The sequence below is a fragment of the Tenacibaculum sp. 190130A14a genome (assembly GCF_964048965.1).
GTDB lineage: Bacteria > Bacteroidota > Bacteroidia > Flavobacteriales > Flavobacteriaceae > Polaribacter > Polaribacter polynesiense.
On the sequence record NZ_OZ040189.1, the window covers coordinates 3,083,148 to 3,100,690 of the forward strand.

22 protein-coding genes are annotated in these 17,543 nt (G+C 30.5%); 16 read left to right on the top strand and 6 right to left on the bottom strand.

Annotation, left to right across the window (positions count from 1 at the left end; all coding sequences use genetic code 11):
- Positions 1-52 precede the first annotated feature (52 nt).
- From ABNT22_RS14240 to ABNT22_RS14295, 12 genes are all read left to right on the top strand, one after another.
- Positions 53-562: a hypothetical protein gene (locus ABNT22_RS14240; RefSeq protein WP_348714140.1), complete on the top strand. Its 510-nt coding sequence runs from the start codon at positions 53-55 to the stop codon at positions 560-562.
- 62 nt (positions 563-624) lie between these two features.
- Positions 625-1,362, top strand: a complete 738-nt coding sequence (locus ABNT22_RS14245) for a hypothetical protein (protein WP_348714139.1) — start codon at positions 625-627, stop codon at positions 1,360-1,362.
- 1 nt (position 1,363) lies between these two features.
- On the top strand, positions 1,364-1,906 hold the full coding sequence (locus ABNT22_RS14250) for a hypothetical protein (protein WP_348714138.1): 543 nt from the start codon (positions 1,364-1,366) through the stop codon (positions 1,904-1,906).
- A gap of 28 nt (positions 1,907-1,934) precedes the next feature.
- On the top strand, positions 1,935-2,369 hold the full coding sequence (locus ABNT22_RS14255) for a hypothetical protein (protein ID WP_348714137.1): 435 nt from the start codon (positions 1,935-1,937) through the stop codon (positions 2,367-2,369).
- Positions 2,370-2,376: 7 nt separating this feature from the next.
- Positions 2,377-2,961 carry a hypothetical protein gene (locus tag ABNT22_RS14260; protein ID WP_348714136.1) on the top strand — a complete coding sequence of 195 codons (585 nt, stop codon included), beginning with the start codon at positions 2,377-2,379 and terminating at the stop codon, positions 2,959-2,961.
- A gap of 60 nt (positions 2,962-3,021) precedes the next feature.
- Positions 3,022-3,924 (top strand): tetratricopeptide repeat protein, encoded by a 903-nt coding sequence (locus tag ABNT22_RS14265; protein WP_348714135.1) that lies wholly within the window; start codon positions 3,022-3,024, stop codon positions 3,922-3,924.
- 17 nt (positions 3,925-3,941) lie between these two features.
- Positions 3,942-4,442: a hypothetical protein gene (locus ABNT22_RS14270; protein ID WP_348714134.1), complete on the top strand. Its 501-nt coding sequence runs from the start codon at positions 3,942-3,944 to the stop codon at positions 4,440-4,442.
- A gap of 96 nt (positions 4,443-4,538) precedes the next feature.
- The gene (locus ABNT22_RS14275) at positions 4,539-5,990 is read left to right on the top strand and encodes a serine hydrolase (protein ID WP_348714133.1); all 1,452 of its coding nucleotides are present in this window, start codon (positions 4,539-4,541) and stop codon (positions 5,988-5,990) included.
- A 93-nt stretch (positions 5,991-6,083) separates the two neighbouring features.
- Complete coding sequence (locus ABNT22_RS14280) at positions 6,084-6,815, top strand: YwqG family protein (protein ID WP_348714132.1); 732 nt, start codon at positions 6,084-6,086, stop codon at positions 6,813-6,815.
- Between the two features lie 34 nt (positions 6,816-6,849).
- Positions 6,850-7,263 carry a DUF1493 family protein gene (locus ABNT22_RS14285; RefSeq protein WP_348714131.1) on the top strand — a complete coding sequence of 138 codons (414 nt, stop codon included), beginning with the start codon at positions 6,850-6,852 and terminating at the stop codon, positions 7,261-7,263.
- 7 nt (positions 7,264-7,270) lie between these two features.
- A complete protein-coding gene (locus ABNT22_RS14290) occupies positions 7,271-7,852 on the top strand; it encodes a hypothetical protein (RefSeq protein WP_348714130.1) in 582 nt (193 codons plus the stop codon).
- The gene (locus ABNT22_RS14295) at positions 7,836-8,528 is read left to right on the top strand and encodes an SGNH/GDSL hydrolase family protein (RefSeq protein WP_348714129.1); all 693 of its coding nucleotides are present in this window, start codon (positions 7,836-7,838) and stop codon (positions 8,526-8,528) included. Before ABNT22_RS14290 ends, ABNT22_RS14295 begins: the two co-directional genes overlap by 17 nt.
- Positions 8,529-8,537: 9 nt before the next feature.
- Here ABNT22_RS14295 and ABNT22_RS14300 read toward each other — a convergent pair whose 3' ends face one another.
- The 5 genes from ABNT22_RS14300 to ABNT22_RS14320 all read right to left on the bottom strand — a co-directional run bounded on the left by ABNT22_RS14300 (position 8,538) and on the right by ABNT22_RS14320 (position 13,499).
- Entirely contained in the window at positions 8,538-9,197 is a 660-nt protein-coding gene (locus ABNT22_RS14300) for an HAD-IA family hydrolase (RefSeq protein WP_348714128.1), read from the bottom strand.
- Between the two features lie 54 nt (positions 9,198-9,251).
- Positions 9,252-9,878, bottom strand: a complete 627-nt coding sequence (locus ABNT22_RS14305; protein ID WP_348714127.1) for a hypothetical protein — start codon at positions 9,876-9,878, stop codon at positions 9,252-9,254.
- Positions 9,879-9,994: 116 nt separating this feature from the next.
- The gene (locus tag ABNT22_RS14310) at positions 9,995-10,414 is read right to left on the bottom strand and encodes a DUF2141 domain-containing protein (RefSeq protein ID WP_348714126.1); all 420 of its coding nucleotides are present in this window, start codon (positions 10,412-10,414) and stop codon (positions 9,995-9,997) included.
- Positions 10,415-10,492: 78 nt separating this feature from the next.
- Positions 10,493-11,299, bottom strand: coding sequence for an alpha/beta hydrolase (locus ABNT22_RS14315; protein ID WP_348714125.1), 807 nt, complete (start codon positions 11,297-11,299; stop codon positions 10,493-10,495).
- A 43-nt stretch (positions 11,300-11,342) separates the two neighbouring features.
- Positions 11,343-13,499 (bottom strand): TonB-dependent receptor, encoded by a 2,157-nt coding sequence (locus ABNT22_RS14320; protein ID WP_348714124.1) that lies wholly within the window; start codon positions 13,497-13,499, stop codon positions 11,343-11,345.
- Between the two features lie 205 nt (positions 13,500-13,704).
- Between ABNT22_RS14320 and pdxH the strand changes: the two genes are divergently transcribed.
- The 4 genes from pdxH (at position 13,705) to ABNT22_RS14340 (ending at position 17,000) form a co-directional block, all read left to right on the top strand.
- Complete coding sequence (pdxH, locus tag ABNT22_RS14325; RefSeq protein WP_348714123.1) at positions 13,705-14,352, top strand: pyridoxamine 5'-phosphate oxidase; 648 nt, start codon at positions 13,705-13,707, stop codon at positions 14,350-14,352.
- A gap of 32 nt (positions 14,353-14,384) precedes the next feature.
- On the top strand, positions 14,385-14,873 hold the full coding sequence (locus ABNT22_RS14330) for a histidine phosphatase family protein (protein WP_348714122.1): 489 nt from the start codon (positions 14,385-14,387) through the stop codon (positions 14,871-14,873).
- Positions 14,874-14,882: 9 nt separating this feature from the next.
- Entirely contained in the window at positions 14,883-15,782 is a 900-nt protein-coding gene (locus tag ABNT22_RS14335; RefSeq protein WP_348714166.1) for an exopolyphosphatase, read from the top strand.
- Between the two features lie 120 nt (positions 15,783-15,902).
- On the top strand, positions 15,903-17,000 hold the full coding sequence (locus ABNT22_RS14340) for an OmpA family protein (RefSeq protein ID WP_348714121.1): 1,098 nt from the start codon (positions 15,903-15,905) through the stop codon (positions 16,998-17,000).
- A gap of 57 nt (positions 17,001-17,057) precedes the next feature.
- Here ABNT22_RS14340 and ABNT22_RS14345 read toward each other — a convergent pair whose 3' ends face one another.
- Positions 17,058-17,516: a thioredoxin family protein gene (locus tag ABNT22_RS14345; protein WP_348714120.1), complete on the bottom strand. Its 459-nt coding sequence runs from the start codon at positions 17,514-17,516 to the stop codon at positions 17,058-17,060.
- Between the last annotated feature and the right edge of the window lie 27 nt (positions 17,517-17,543).

The following is a 17,543-nucleotide window of genomic DNA, read 5'->3' on the forward strand; positions in this document are numbered from 1 at the left end:
TTGAATGATAAAGAATATATTTGTTTCATAAAGGCTATAAAAATTGCTACTAATGAAAAAAACACTAAAATTTATACTTTTATTATCACTAATCCTCTCCTGCAAAAAAAACATTGAAATAGGTAACAATGGAATATTTATCAATGGAGGAATTAAAAGTGAACTTGTGATACAAAAAATAGTTAACAATAACCCAAGCGATACAATATCTTTTCCAAGTAATTTTTACATTAAAGAAAAAGTAAAACTTAAAATAGTTGGTGAAGGGATTTCAAAACAATATGAAAATGGTGTGGTTAAATTTTATATTGATGGAGAACCTCTAAAAATGAAAGCATTCATAGATCTCAAAAATAAAAATCAATTCTTTCAGTGGACAAGAGAAAAACCATCAGACAATAAGACTTATAGCACGTTTCCAATGGAGTTTGAAAAAGAGCACTGGTATTCTATTCGAAATATACATTTTAGAGGCTCTGATTGTTATTTTCACTTTTATATAAACAAAAAAGGAGAATTTGAGTATGATGATGTTGGCTACATCCATTTAAGTCCAATATAAAGTTCTAAACAAAAAGAATACAGATTAAAACCTGACTGAAAACTATTTAAATATGTATCAACATGCTCTGGAAAAGAAAAAACAAACTACCTATTACCCCAGAAGATAAAATCTGGATTGATGAAGATCTTCATTGGTTAAGAGAAGAACTGGGAGAAAAACATTTCTTGGAAATAAAAACCGTTACCCCTACCAAAGATTTTTATAATAGAGATTTTGATGGATCAGAACAAGATGCTCACTTTGTTTTAAAAAGAACTATGGAATTGATGTGCATTGGCAACATTGACATTAAATTAAAATTCTTTGATGATGACGTTGTAAAAACGGAGGATGGAAGTATATTATCAACACCAGCAGAAGGCATCGAAGGGAGTTGGGAAAGTGCTGCAGGAACCTATGAAATAAATCAAGATAAAGAAGTAACCTTATCTATTTCTACTAGAAAATTAAATGACCCAATCTCTTTAATTGCCACTATTTCACACGAATTATCCCATCAAATATTATTAGGAGAACAAAGAATAGAAGAAAATGATGAGTTCTTAACGGATTTAACTGCAATAACCTATGGTTTCGGAATTTTTATTGGGAATTCACGTTTTAACTTCTCTCAATTTCCTATTAATAGTGGACATGGATGGCAATACAGCGGGCAAGGCTACTTACCTGAGCAAATTATTGCATATGCCATGGCTTGGTTGTCTAATGAACGAAATGAGAATACAGAGTATTCACAGTATATGAAAAAGTCTATCAAAAAATATTTTAATAATAGTTTTGAGTATTTAACTAAGTAAAATGAACGAACAAGAAACAGATATCGAATTTTTAGTTGCAGCATTTACCTATTCATATGCTTCTATGAACCAAACCTTTTATTTAAGAAAAAGAGACTTAAAGGTAATTGGTGTCCATATATTCGATTATTCCCTAATGTCAGAATGTAAATCAGATTATGAAACTGGTTTAACCAAAGAAGAAGAAAGAGATATTAAAGAAGCCATTATTGCTAACGAAAAAGGTTATGACACTCATGTTTACATCCCTAGATTAACCAGAGAGCAAAGGTTTCAAATCATAGAGGAATTTATCAACATTAGTAATTCTTATAAAGAGAAACTCTTAATCAATAAAGAAGAGCTCATTCAGTCCTCTCAAAAATATAGTTCCGTTTTTTATAAAAAAGGAATTAAACCTGGAGTTGAAATGGAATATCTTACTAATGGAATCACTAATGAAAATTTTAAATCTGAATGGACCGATTTTTATGTTGCCAAAACTAGACCTATTGCTCTAGAATGGTTAGAAAAACAAAAAAGAAGTTTGCAACAAAACACATAACACAAACTAAAGCATAAGAAAACCAAAAATGAAAATAGATAAGTTAGAAGTACCATTAAAAATACTTTGGATAGGGTTAACCTTATACTCTATCTATATTTTTAGCTGGTTAACTTTTGGGTTTCTAACTTTTGGTAATCTCTTCAAAGAAAAATATACTATTTGGAATTTACTACTTCCTAATATTATAACTATTGGAATTGTAATATTTCATGCAAAAGAAATTGTCTTGGGGTATAAACCTGTATCGTATCGTAAAAACATAATATCATTAATTTTTTTTTCTATTGTTATTCTAATTTTAGTGGACCTACAAGCTCTTCAGTTTAAATTTCTATTTGAAAAATCTACCGTTGAAAATTGGGAAATTTCTATAACTCTAATCATGATTTTAGCTTCATACATTGGGATTATTATGAATAGAATTTTAAAAATGAAGAAATTAAAAAATCATCTTGACTAAAAATACTATGAAAACAGAAACAAACTTAATTAAAGACTATTTAAATGAGTTATTAGCATATGATTGGAATAAGTTTAATGACCTAGATTTTTTACAACAATTAACTTCATACAATTTATTAATTAATAAATTTCTTAAAATCATTGGCAAGCATGGAGAAATAAGTCCTATTCTTTTTAAAAGAATAACAAAGCCATATGAAAGTCATTTTAAAAACCTAGTAATCAAAGGAAAAAGCTTACATCATTTCCCTCCATCTATTGAGAATAAAAATGGGACTCGTTTAATTAAGTATGAAGGTAGCTTTATTCTACATCGATTAAAAAGTGTTTTAAAAGACTTAGAATATGAAAAAATGAAAAGCAATTTTAAGTGCAACTGTAAATTAGCTCTAACATATAACAAGTCTCCTGACTATGAAAATATGGAAAAGATTGGTTGGATTAATGATCATTACTATCTCCCTGAAATTTATAAATGTACTATCTGCGATTTTAAATGGTCTACTTTCATCTTAGATGATAGTTCAGGGAGAACTGTTTGGGAACAACTGGATTCTCAAGACTTAAAAAATATTATCTATGATAAATAATATTTCTCCTCTTTATTAATACTTACTTTTACTATAACTTAACTTATAAAAATTGTTACTATGAAAAAAACAATAAACACATCATTACTATTCATTCTAAGTTTTATATCACAAATCGGTTTTAGTCAAGAGTATCTTGAAGAATTTTACAAGTATCTCGACACCAACGACACCATCAATCAAGTAAAAATTTTAGAGAAATGGAAATCTGAAGAACCTAACGATCCTGAGTTATTTACTAGCTATTTCAATTACCACTTTAACAAATCGAGAAAAGAAGTACTAGCTTTAACAAATGACCAACCTAATGATGATAGTCTTATTATTAAAGACAGTTTAAATCAAAATGTTGGTTTCATTGGAAGTCAGGTAGTTTTTGATGAAAAAGAACTACAAAAAGGCTTAGACAAAATAGACGAGGGAATACAACGCTATCCAAACCGCCTTGATATGAGATTTGGAAAAATCTATGCACTTGGTCAGATTTATAAATGGAATGATTTCGCTTCAGAAATAATTCAAACAGTAAAATACTCCACTAAAAATAATAACAACTGGACTTGGACTAAAAACAAAAAGTATGAAGGAGGGCAAAAAGAGTTTCTCTTAAGTATTCAAAGTTACCAACTACAGTTATACAATACAGGAGATGATGCACTACTTAAACACGTACAAGATATTGCAAATACTATTTTAAACTATTATCCGAATCATATAGAAAGTTTATCTAATCTATCTATTACATACTTAGTAGCAAAAGAATATGACAAAGCAATAGCAGTACTTTTAAGAGCTGAAAAAATAACTCCAGATGATCCAGTTATTCTAGGAAATCTTGCACATGGATATAAGCTTAAAGGAAATAAGAAAAAAGCTATTGAATATTATAAAAAACTAGCTAAACATGACAAGGAAGATGTTAAAGCTTTTGCAAAAAAACAGATTACTGAGTTAAATCAATAAAATTCCTTTCAAGCTCTATGAGAAATTTAACCTTAATACTCTTTGCAATCTTCAATGCATTTGTGTATACCTTAAGAGGACAAGAATCAAGTTTCAAAGAATTGGATAAACTAATACACTTAAAGTCAAAAGATACTTTATGGTTAGATATTCGAAAAGGAGGATGTTTTAATGAAACATGGAACAAAATCATGTTTACTAAAAAAAATGACGATTACGAATTGGTTAAAATCAATGATATAACCAATATTCTTTTAAAGCATAATAAAACTCAATTCTTAAATGATAATCAAGATATCTGGATTAAAAAAAATATAAATCAAACAAAGACTAGCTCTACTTTAAAAACACTTAGCATTGAAGAATATCAAACAATTATTAATTATCTAATACGATCGCTAAAGGCTAATAAAAACTGTACAACCGAAGTTACCGGAGTATATCATACTATTTCACTAAAAACTAAAAAATTAAAACTAAAATATCACTACAATTGTACCCTTCAATTACCTTTCTAAAACAAGAATAAAATTTGATAACTAATTTAATTTAAAATTCTTTCTGTAACCTCATTTGATTTCTAATCGTCCAAAGACAAAACATAGAAATCAATCATGAAAAAAACACTTTTTATACTTTTTGTATATACACTACTACAAGCTGGAGTTATAACTACCAATGTACAAAACAGTCCGTTATATACTAAAATAGATAATTACTTAACCGCAGGAGTTGAGAATGGTTTTTCTGGCGCCATTGCCGTTGTAAAAAATGGAGAAACAATTATTAACAAAGGATATGGCTTTGCGAATAAAGACACACAAACATTGAACAATCCAAATACCATTTTTGATATTGGCTCTAACACCAAACAGTTTACTGCAACTGCTATTTTAAAACTAGCCGAACTAGGAAAGCTTCAACTAACCGATTCTATAGCAACTTATTTTAAAAACGTTCCAGCAGACAAACAAGGAATTACCATTCATCAATTATTATCGCACTCAGCAGGTTTTGTAGATGCCATTGGTCGTGATTTTACCAAAATTTCTCAAGAAGAATTCTTTACAAAACTCTTTGCTACAAAGCTACAATTCGAACCAGGAACAAAATACGCCTATTCAAATACTGGCTATAGTATTTTAGGTCGTATCATTGAAATTACTTCTGGACAGCCTTATGAGATCTTTTTAAAGGAACAATTGTTTCTACCTGCTGGAATGCATCAAACAGGGTACTTATTGCCTAAGTGGAACAAAACTCAAATTTCTCGTAGCTATAATAGAGGTATTTTAGAAAGTGACTCCCCTATTCTACGTTATCAAAAAGACAAAGGTCTTAATTGGCATCTAAAAGCCAATGGAGGAATCAACGCAACTCAAAATGATATGATACGTTGGTACGAGGCTTTAAAAACAAACAAAATTCTCTCTAAAGCATCTACACAAAAATTAATGACTCCACATATATCCTATACTCGAGGAAAGTATCAATTTGGATATACTTATGGTTGGGGACACCGTATTTTAGAGAACAAAATGCTACGATTGTCTCATAACGGTTCTAATGGAGCTTATTCACACACAATCATATGGTTTCCTAATGAAGATATTTATATATCGTATGCTACCAATGCCAATAGCGGAATGGTAGAATACTTAGCTTATGATATTACCAAAATGATATTGGATAATAATTACACTCCTGAACCAATTAAAAATAACATATATGCTTTTGTTATGGACTATGTAAAGAAACATCCAACACAGGCATCAAACAATCTCATCAATTCTTTAAAAGAACAATATGCAGATGAATTCAATGCACGACCTTTAAACACCATTGGAAATTTATTACTCCAAAAAAATGAACATATTGATTGGGTTGTAGAGCTTTTTAAACAAAATGTAATACTGCATCCTAAAGATGGTAATTTATGGGACTCTTTAGGGGATGGATACAAGGCAAATAAACAAACAAAAAAAGCCATAGAGAGTTATAAAAAAGCTATTGAGTTAGGCTATAAAGATGCTCAGAAAAAATTAACAGCTTTACAAGCGAATTAAAATTATAAATGAATCTATTTGAAAAACCATTGTGTTTCTTATAGATTCATTTTCTTTTAGTAATTTAGACTCATAACGTTGACGAATACTTCTATGAAAATTGAAAACTTAGATGAGTTGATACATCAATCTTCACTAAAACTACATGAAGATTATATAAAAAAACTTGTAAAACCTTGTCTTGAAATAGTACAAACCAATATTGAAATCAAGCTAGGTTCTAGTAAATTAGGAGGTATTCCTGATCTACCTATTAACTTTGAATGGCCTGCACATACATATGGAAACTACAGATTTGTAGCTCAATTTAATTTGGGAGAAATTCCACAAGGATTTCCTTACCTTCCTAAAAAAGGACTGTTAAGTATTTTTATTGCAGATGATGAAGACGGTAATTATTTCTGGGGAGATGATGGATATGCCAAAGTTTTTTTATTTGAGAATATTGAAGGATTATCATCTCCAACCAACCTCAATGTTCCTTTACAATCTGTAACTTCTATTTCATTTAAAAGTACCATTGATATTCCGCTTAGAGAAGAGCTATACGAGAACAATCCTTTAAATGAAGAAGAATTAGAAGAACTAATTTATGGAACAATAGAAGAGAATGAAAAAGAATACAACTATATGTTTGGATATCCATTTTTTTCAACATTGGCATACAATCCTATCCCCGATAAAAATTGGATTCCTTTTTTAACACTTTCTTCAATAGATAATTTAGATTGGAATTGGCATGATGGAGACTATTTAATGTTATTTATTGAAGAAGAAAAACTTCAGCAAGGTGATTTTTCTTATATTAAATCGGATGCTGGCTAATTATAAAAATTAGTTTTTCCACAAATAAAGCAACATGAATAATCTTAAACAAATAATTGATTTTATTAAGGAAGAAACTGGAAATAATCAAATTTCTAAAGATTCAGATATCTGTGATGGGATTGGAATTTATGGTGATGATTTTCATGAATTAATCGATGCTTATGCGAAAAAATTCAATGTTGACATGACTAATTACCTATGGTATTTTCATGCTGAAGAAGAAGGGTATAATATTGGTGGATTATTTTTTGACCCTCCATACAAACGCGTTAAAAGAATCCCTATTACACCTCAAATGTTAACCGATTTTTCTATGAGTGGAAAATGGTCATTGAATTACCCAAAACATTCTATTCCGAACAAAAGAATAGACCTTATTATCAATCGTTTCTTTTTCTTTTTAGCTATTTTATTTCTAGCAATATGGGCATTTACTAAACTTTAAATATTCTATGAAAAAATTAATTATAGCCTTCTTTTTGATATCCTGTAGCTGTTCTTCTGTAAAAAATAAATACAGAAAATATGATATAGAAAAAGGAATATTAACTTATTCTATTCATCATTATTTTAAAGATAGTATACTCCAAAAAATATATTTTACCAATTACGGAGCTACTGAATACATAGAACCACTAAGAAAAGATAATTCTTCAATTTTACCTATACTAAAAAATGAAAAATCCGAATATATCTTTGTGTCAGATTCTATGGTTATTTCTTCGAATAGAGGTTTTGATTATATATATGAAAAACTGGTTACTAATACTAGTTCTGAGCTATTCAACAACACTTTAAATATCACCCATAAAAAGGATACTGTTGTTAATAATAAAAAATGTGATTTCATCCATTTTCAAATATCTAAAACCGGACAATCTGGAAAAGCTATATTATGGAAAGGAATTCCTATTTGGGTAATCTCCCAAGTCGAGAAAGGACTTTTTGAAAAAGTTAATTTAATATCTATAGATTTAGAAAGTGATATTCCCATGCAAAAAAGAAAATTAATGCCATATGTGGATTCTGAATAAAAAACTACTGTATTTACTGCTTTTGATTTCTTGTACCATTCAAGCACAAGACATTTTATTTGTTGGTAATAGTTTAACCTATTATAACAACATGCCAAAAATTTTGGAACTTCTAGCTGAAGAAAACGGAGTTCAAATACAAACAACCAGCTTATGTTTTCCTAATTATGCTATTATTGACCATTTAGACAGTGGAAAACTTCAACACCTATTAAAAAAGCAATCTTTTGATTATGTAATTGTTCAACAAGGACCTTCCTCACAAGCACAAGGAAAACAAATGCTATTTGCCGATGGAGCCAAAGTAAAAGCCCTTTGTAAGCAATATAAAGCACAGCTTGGATATTATATGGTATGGCCTTCCCTTCAATATTATTATACTTTTGACAAGGTGATTAAAAATCATACTCTAGCCGCGCAAAAAAATAAGGCACTACTTTTTCCTGTAGGAGTGGTTTGGAAAAAATACAATACCTATAAAAGTAAAACTTTGTTGTATGATTCTGATAATTTTCATCCTTCCAAAGCAGGAAGTTTTTTAGCAGCACTTACTATCTTTCATACATTATATCCTAAAAAAAACCTTTACCAATTACCTTATGAAAACTATTCAAATTGGGTAAACGATAAAGATTCTTTTCAGTTAATTGTAAAACTAGTTAGCGAACCTAAGTAATACGTTTACTTAAAAGTTTTTAATTCGTTCAAAAGTAATCTCATTAAAATCAGAAACTACTTTTTGTGCTAGTTCATAATTTTGTTCTTTTGAATGTGTGCTTTTATATCCTACACAATAAATTCCAGCATCATACGCTGCTCTGATTCCATTGGTTGAGTCTTCAATTACCAAACAGTTCTCTCTATTTTCTTCGGCTATCTCTGCTGCTCTAATAAATATTTCTGGATGTGGCTTTGAAGCCTTTAAATCTGCTCCACTAATTTTTCCCTTGAAATATGGGTTCAAATCAAATCGATCAAAAACACTATTTATGGTAAACATGGATGCCGAAGATGCCAATACCAAGGTTACTCCGTTATCATAATAATTTTTAATCAATTCAAAAACACCTGGAATTAGTTGTAGATCATTAGTATCAGCAAAAAAGAGCTCTTTAAAAAAAGCTCTCTTATAGGCAACCAATTCAGTTGGTGCCAATGATAAGTTAAATCGATCTACTAAGTCTTCACAAATTTGTATGGTAGATTGTCCTGTGTAAGAATTGTATAATTCGCTTGAAACGGTAATTGCTACTTTTTCAAACATTAAGTGATATGCTTTTTTATGAAGTGGTTCGGTGTCTACGATTACTCCGTCCATATCAAACAATACTGCTTTTAAAGCCATGATTTTAGTTTTGTGTTGTGGCCGATAAAAGTAGTTAATTGTTCTTTAACTTTTTTATTTTCCTTCACATTGTTCTAATACTTTTTCTGCTCTTGTAACATCAAATCTTGGATAAAACTTAATACTTATTTCTTCTTTATTTCCTAAGTCAATTGCTTTTTGAATATTCTTACAAAATGGCTTTGTCGACTGCCCGAAAAAACGTGCTGCTCCCATATCAGACTCTGCCTTACTCAATATTACACGTGGATTTTCAGGTGCTAATTCAAATGCTTTCTTGTATAAACTTGCATTCTTCATAGACATGGTCATTCCGTATTTCTGACCATCAAATGCCATATAAGCAACATTTAACAATGCTTGACGTATTAAAATTTCTGGATTGTTAGGAGACAATGAGCTTGCCATATCTAAAAACTCTTGAGCCTTGTTAAGTTTAGCTATCAATTTAGCCTCTTCTTTGATTTGAAAAGCTTCTAAAATTTCGATAGTAGCAGCGTAATACGGTGGTAACCAATTTTCTTTTTCTGCATTAGCTATTCGTTCAAACAATTGGCTTGCCTCTTTTGTTTTATTGGCTCCCCAAAGTTCAAATGCTTTGTTCATTCCTTTTTCATACTGTGTTTGCGCCGATACTTGTATTGCGAATACGAATACAATAAGTGTGATTATTTTTTTCATTTTAATTGATTTTAGACATTACAATTCCTTGAAAGCAATCTGTATGGTTTAGATTACCTAGTATGTTGTTCGAAAGTTCGAATCAACTAATTATAATGTTGAATGATTATATTAGATTAGTTTACATTAATTGATAACTCTACGTCTTTATCTACTAAAAACTTAGCGTCTTTATACTTTGGAGGTCCCATAAAACCTTTAGCGTCATTTGACATTCCGATAGGTTCCTTAGGGATTCCGAAAATTCGAGTGTCCATTTTTTTATTATCGTTCTCATCGTGAAAACATGAGATTGCATATTCTCCTTTTGGAATATTTTCAAATACAGCTTTGGCAGTCTTATTATTAACCTTTACAATGCTTCCTTTAAAGGTCTTTTTTAAAAACTCCCCCTCTTTATTATATAAAGCCACATATAAATCTCCTTTATCAGACTCCATACCTGAGAAATTCGCAGTTATTGTAAAAGTTTCTTGTGCTAGAGAGCTCAATACTCCTCCTATTATAAATATTCCTATTAAAAATAAATTCTTCATGTCTTTTGTTTTGATGATTCAAATATCTTGTATTATGTGAGTTTTTAATAATTAAAACTACTCAACTGTTATTTTTTCCTACTGAATTGTTAAGAGTTTGTCTATTTCTTTAAATACCACTTTCGTTTCTAACTTTATGGCATTTAAATGATCTTCTTCTGACTCAAAGAAAACCTTCGGTTCTTGTGCATTTGAATATACAATTTTGGATTGCTCAATTGGTATTGATTTATCAGCTTTTCCATGAATAATCAACTTTGGCACATTTATAATTTCTTTTATTTCTTCTTTTGATGGATACATTTTCCCTAAGGCCATATCAATATAAGTATGTGCTTCTTTAGGTGCGTATAACTTAGCTACATCTGCAAACGATGCAAAACCTCCATCTAAAATTAAGCCATTTATTTCTTTCTGATGTTTATTTGCGATATATGTTGCTATTTGACATCCTAAAGATGCTCCATATACTATTAGTTTAGTATTCTTAACAGCTGCCGTATTCTGTACTCTTTGAAAAAACATCTCAGCATCTTGCTTAACATTTACATGCGTTGGTTTTCCTGTTGATTTTCCATATCCTCTAAAATCAACCGCATAGACCTGATATCCGTTTTCTACCAAAGGTTTAATCATATACATATAGGTAGAGATATTTCCTCCTGCGCCATGAAAAAATAAAATCGTCGCCTTTATTTTCTTATTAGTTTGAAAAAATGTAGTATGAATCGTATCATTTTCAACAGCAATAAACTCTTCAGAATGCGGAATGTGTACTTCTTTCCATTCTTTCTTCGGAAAGTAAAACTTCTCATCAAATTGGGCATTTACAAATTGGCAAAACATGACCAAAACTAAAAGTATATATCTGTTTTTTGTTCTCATTTTTATTTCATTAAAATCGTTTATCAACTATTTATTTGAACTCCTATAAATTATTTAACTGATTGTCTTTTTTATTATCGCTAATCGTCCAAAAGAATCCTACAAAGAAAAACCTATCTGCAGCGGGCACTCTTGCTTGCCTATCAAACATTCCATTTGCATTAGGTGTATTTTTATAATTGTATCCAAATACATTTTGCGTTCCTAAAACATTGTTTACAGAAAAGTATAAGATCTTTTGTTGACTTAATAAATACGCCCAATTTAAACTTACCGAATTATAGTTTTTAGTTTGTTGGTTTAAGAAGCCATTAATATTCGGGTTTGTGTAACTTCTACCTGAGGCAAAATTGTAGCTAATTCCTATTTGACTTTTCCATTTGTCTACCCAATATTTCCCTACAACTGATAAATTATGTTTAGTAGCAAAGTTTGGTGTTGCTTGTACCGGATAATTTTTAAAATCTCTTTCTGTATCTAAGTAAGAATAAGATACCCAATAATCTAAACTCTTAATATTTTTACCATCTCTCCAAAACACATCAATTCCCTTAGCAAACCCACTTCCCAAATTGGTGAAATTTGTGGTAGGTAGCGGCATATTAGTATCATACTTCACTAAATCTTTATAATCTTTGTAATATCCTTCAATTCTAAATATTTGTTTGTTTTTTACATATTGATAATTTGCAATTAAATGTGAAGTATTTTCAGCTTCAAAATCTGAACTAAACTTTAAATATTCATTTCTTGGATTTTGGTAAAAGCGTCCGTATGCCAATGAAAACTGACTATTATCTCCAGATTTATAAGCTATAGATGCTCTTGGCGAAATTGTAAATTGCTTTAATAATTCTGAATTTTCTACACGTACCCCTACTTTAGTTGCTAACTTTTTTGAGAAGAAAATATCTGCTTCTGCAAAGCTTCCGAAGATATTATTATTAAAACCATAGTTTGCATTTCCATTGGTAGTGCTTCTATATTTTTCTTTAAAATTGGTTATAAAATACTCGGTACCAAAACTTAACTTAAATCGATTAGAGAAACGCTTACGTAGTTTAACTTTAAAATGGGCTGAATTTTCAGTGTCGGTAATTTGATCCTCAAAAATTCCAATATTGCTATTATCATTTGTAAAAGAAGCCCCTCCTGAAACTGTCCAATCATTTTCCAAACGATGTTTATATGAACCATTGAAATACAAGTTTCTATTTTTTAAAGCAAATTCAAATCCATTTTCATAGTTAATATCTTCTTGTATTAAATCAAAATTCGTGTAACTGTATGCTCCATATAATTTTAACATGGCATCATCATTCACTTTATAACGATATACCATTTCTCCACTAGAAGCTTCAAACGGTTTCTTCCATGTATTTCTATCTGGAAATAATTCTAAGTAAGGCTTTAAATTGATATAAGAAACATTTACACTTAATGAATTCTTCCCGAATATTTGTGTATTCCCCACGGCTCCTCCAACCGTCATAAAAGCCAAATCGGTTTTCTCTTGTGTAGGCTCGTCAATAGTATTTAACAATAATACACTTGATAATGCTTGTCCGTATTCTGCTGAGTATCCTCCAGTTGAAAAAGTGATTCCTTTAAATAAAAATGGTGAATATCTACCTCTTGTTGGTATGTTATTCGTTGTTGGTGAATATGGTGTAAACACACGAATTCCATCAATAAATATTTGTGTTTCTTCAGCACTCCCCCCTCTTACAAATAAACGTCCATCTTCTGCTACCGTAGAAGTACCTGGTAATGTTTGTAAAGCTCCAACAAAATCTCCCAAAGCACTTGCTGTAGTTACTACATCTAAGGGTTTCAAAGCTGTTACTTTTGCATTGTCTCCTGCTTCAAAAGTTCCTGCATTAATATTTACAGCATCTAAAGTATTTACATCTTCTCTTAGTTTTATATGTACATCATGTAATTGAGCGATGTTAGTAGTTGTTATAAATGTTTCAAAAGAAATAAATGATACTATTAATGTTTGATTTCCCTTTTCTGAAGTAGTAAACGAAAAACTTCCATCGGCATTTGTAGAAGTACCGTCATATGTTCCGTCTAAATATACATTTGCACCTTCTATCACATTTCCTTTAACATCGGTTACTTTACCCGATATGGTTGTTTGTGCCATTAAAAAGCTACAACTAAAAACGATTAAAATGTTTATTATTTTTTTCATTGTTTGGTTTATTTACACTGCAAAAGTGTTTTAGAAAAAGAAAAAATTCTAAAAGAAAGTTCTCAACTGTATTATTTATAGGATGAACTGTAGCAAAAGTATTTTTAAGTCTAATATTGCCTTTTACAAATCTTGCTTTTTAATTGACAAATCTTGCTAAATTACCTTAGTATGTTGTATTTTTACTTTAGTTATAAAGATTCACATGTCACACGATTTAAGCGATTATAGAAAGTCTTATGAAAAGGAAGAATTACTAGAAAGTAATTGTCCTGAGAACCCAATTGAATTGTTTAGAAATTGGTTTTTAACGGCCGATGCTTCTGAAATGGTTGAGGAGGCTAACGCTATGAATATTAGCACTATTGGTTTAGATGGATTTCCAAAAAACAGAATTGTTCTTCTTAAAAAATATACTTGGGAAGGATTTATTTTTTATACCAATTATCAATCAGAAAAGGGACGCGCGATTTTAAACAACAATCATGTTTGTTTGTCTTTCTTTTGGCCTGGATTAGAACGCCAAATCATTATTAAAGGAAAAGCGGAAAAAGTAGCTACTAATTTATCTGATGGTTACTTTGATTCTAGACCCGATGGAAGTAAATTAGGTGCTTGGGCTTCTAACCAAAGTGAAGTAGTTACCTCTAGAGATGAGCTAGATGATAGCTTAATTAAGTTCGAAAAAAAATTTGAAGGCCAAGAAATTCCAAGGCCTGAGCATTGGGGTGGATTTATTGTAAAACCAGTTTCTATAGAGTTTTGGCAAGGACGTCCAAATAGAATGCACGATAGGATAAGATACTGTATGGAAAAAGAATTTTCTTGGAAACTTGAACGTTTGGCTCCTTAATTTTATATTTACATATCGTTTTTAACTAAACAATGAAAACATTATACATAGTTCGTCACGCAAAGTCATCTTGGGCTTACGATAGCGTTAAAGACATTGATCGCCCTTTAAAAGAAAGAGGAATCAATGATGCGCATTTAATGTCTAAAATTTTAGCAAAAGAAATTAAAAAACCCGATGTTTTTGTATCTAGTAGTGCAAACAGAGCTTTGCATACAGCGGTCATTTTTTGTGAAAATTTTGGTTACCCATTATCAAACTTGCAAATTAAGCGTCAATTATATAGTTTTAGCGACGGATACCTAGTAAAAACTGTAAAAGCTTTAGATGATAGTTTTGATAGTGCTATTATTTTTAGTCATGACCATGGTATTAATACTTTTGTAAATAAGTTTGGAAGCAAACCTATTGCACACGTAACTACCTGTGGAGTAATTGGTATTCAGTTTGACGAAAAACATTGGAAAAATATCAAAAAAGGTACCACTACCTTAATTGAATTTCCTAAGTATCATAAATAAAAGATTCTCATTTTGAAAATAAAGAAGTACGGAGCTATAGACATAGGATCAAATGCTGTAAGATTATTAGTAGCAAATGTGGTTGAGGAAAAAGATAAAGAACCCAAATTTAAAAAATCTTCATTAGTTCGTGTTCCTATACGTTTAGGTGCAGATGCCTTTGTTGAAGGGCACATTACTGAAAATAACATTCACAGAATGATTGAAGCTATGAAAGCTTTTAAATTATTAATGAATGTTCATGGTGTAGAAAAATACAAAGCATGTGCTACTTCTGCCATGCGAGAAGCATCTAACGGACAAGAAGTTGTTGAACAAGTTTTAAAAGACACCGATATTGATATTGAAATTATTGATGGTAAAAAAGAGGCGGCTATTATCTCTTCTACAGATTTAAATCAACTAATTGAATCTGATGCAACTTATTTATATGTTGATGTTGGAGGTGGTAGTACAGAGTTTACCCTATTTTCTAATGGTAGAATAGTGAATTCTAAATCTTTTAAAATAGGTACTGTACGTTTAATCAATAACAAAAAATCGGAGAACAAAATCTTATTTAAAAAGGTACAAAAGTGGATTGAAGAGAACACCAAAGACTTTAAACGTATCTCGTTAATAGGTTCTGGAGGTAATATTAACAAGATCTTTAAAATGTCTGGAAGAGAAATGGGAAGACCTATTTCCTATATTTACCTAAATGCTCAATATCAATTCTTAAAGAAAATGACTTATAAAGAACGTATTTCTGAATTAAGTTTAAATCCAGATAGAGCCGATGTGATTGTTCCTGCAACAAAAATTTATCTTTCAGCAATGAAATGGAGTGGGGCAAGAAAGATATATGTTCCTAAAATAGGATTGTCTGACGGAATCATTAAAAGCCTATACTACAACAGGTTGCACTAAGCAAAAAACTCTTTTAAAACCCCTCCATTTTTTCTTGCTCTTGAATAAAATGTGACTTTTTATGCCCTTTAGTGTCATATTGAAGAAAGCTAAATAATCATTAATTAAATTTTATTCATTATGAAGAAACTATTATTAGGGGCATTAGTAGTTACAAGTGTATCTGCTTTTTCACAAGATTTACCACAAAATCCAGAACCAGGAAAATGTTACGTACGTTGCAAAACTCCTGAGGTATGGCAAAACCAAGATGTAACTATTGAAGTAGCACCTGCCTACAAAAAAATAGTTACACATCCTGCTGAATACAAAACAGTAACGGAAAGGGTAATGATTAAAGAAGCTGGACAACGTTTAGAAGTTGTACCTGCTGTTTGGGAAAACAAGGTTGTCACCTATACTGCGAAAGAAGATGCTAACAGGTTAAGAGTTGTAAAAGCTACATTTAGACCTGATGAAGAAACAATTGAAACAAAAGCTGCTTCGGCGCGTTGGGAAATGAGTGAAAAGGCTCCTGATTGTGAATCTAGCGATCCAAATGATTGTAGATATTGGTGTTATAAACCTACTCCTGCAACATTTGTAACTATTCCTATTACAAAGTTAAGCAGTGATGCAAATACTCAAAAAATTGCTGTACCAGGATTTGAAAAAACATATACAAAGAGAGTAATGGTTCAACCACCAACTACACGTTCTATTGAAATTCCTGCAGTATATAAAGAAATTAGAAAAACTGTATTAGTAAAAGATGCTTGGCAAGAAGAGATTACTGTTCCTGCGAAATATAAAACAGTTACTAAAGAAGTATTAATCAACAAAGGAGGATTAACTACTTGGAAAGAAGTTGAGTGTGAGTTATTAACTTACAACCCATTACCTATTAATTGGAATTTAGGTAGTGCTACGTTAACTTCAGCAGCAAAAAGATTAATCGATTCTAGATTATTACCTGTATTAAAAGATGGTGTACAAGTAGAGTTAGCTTCTCACACTGATTCTAGAGGTTCTAAAGCTTCGAACCTAGATTTATCAGAAAGAAGAGCACAATCTGTAGCAAACTACTTAATGTCTAAGGGGATTAATGCAAGTCAGTTAGTTGCTAAAGGTTATGGTGAGTCTAAATTAAAGAACAGATGTTCTGATGGTGTTACTTGTACTGAAGCTCAGCATAGAGTAAATAGAAGAACTGAATTTAGAGTAATTAACCAAAAATAATATTACCTAAATCTAACACAAATCAATCATAAAAAAACGCTGCAAATGCAGCGTTTTTTATTTTATATAGCTTTCAAAAAAGGGATAATAATATTCGGTTAAGATCAATCCTTTTTTAATTCCTAATACTTTTTGTTTGTGATTTAAAACAAGTATTGTTGGATAAGAAGATACTTTAAATTGCTTTACTAACTTCTTGTTACTTGCAAGTCTTTCTTTTTCAACCAAATCTTGATTCATCGGAATATCTGCTTCATACAACACAAAATGTTTTTTAGACAAGTTGATAAATTTTTCTGCACTAAACAATTCTTTATCTAATGTTTTACAAGGCCCACACCAATCAGACCCTTTAAAATACACCAACAAAGGTTTCTTTTCATTTTTGGCTTTCTTTAAAGCTTCTTTATAAGAAAGAGACCAAATATTTTTTTCTTCTAAAGCACCTTTTTCCTCTTGGGCATATAACATATTGGTCGCAAGTACAAAAAATGCGAGGAATACTACTTTTTTCATTGAATCATTGTTAGATGTTTTAAAAAT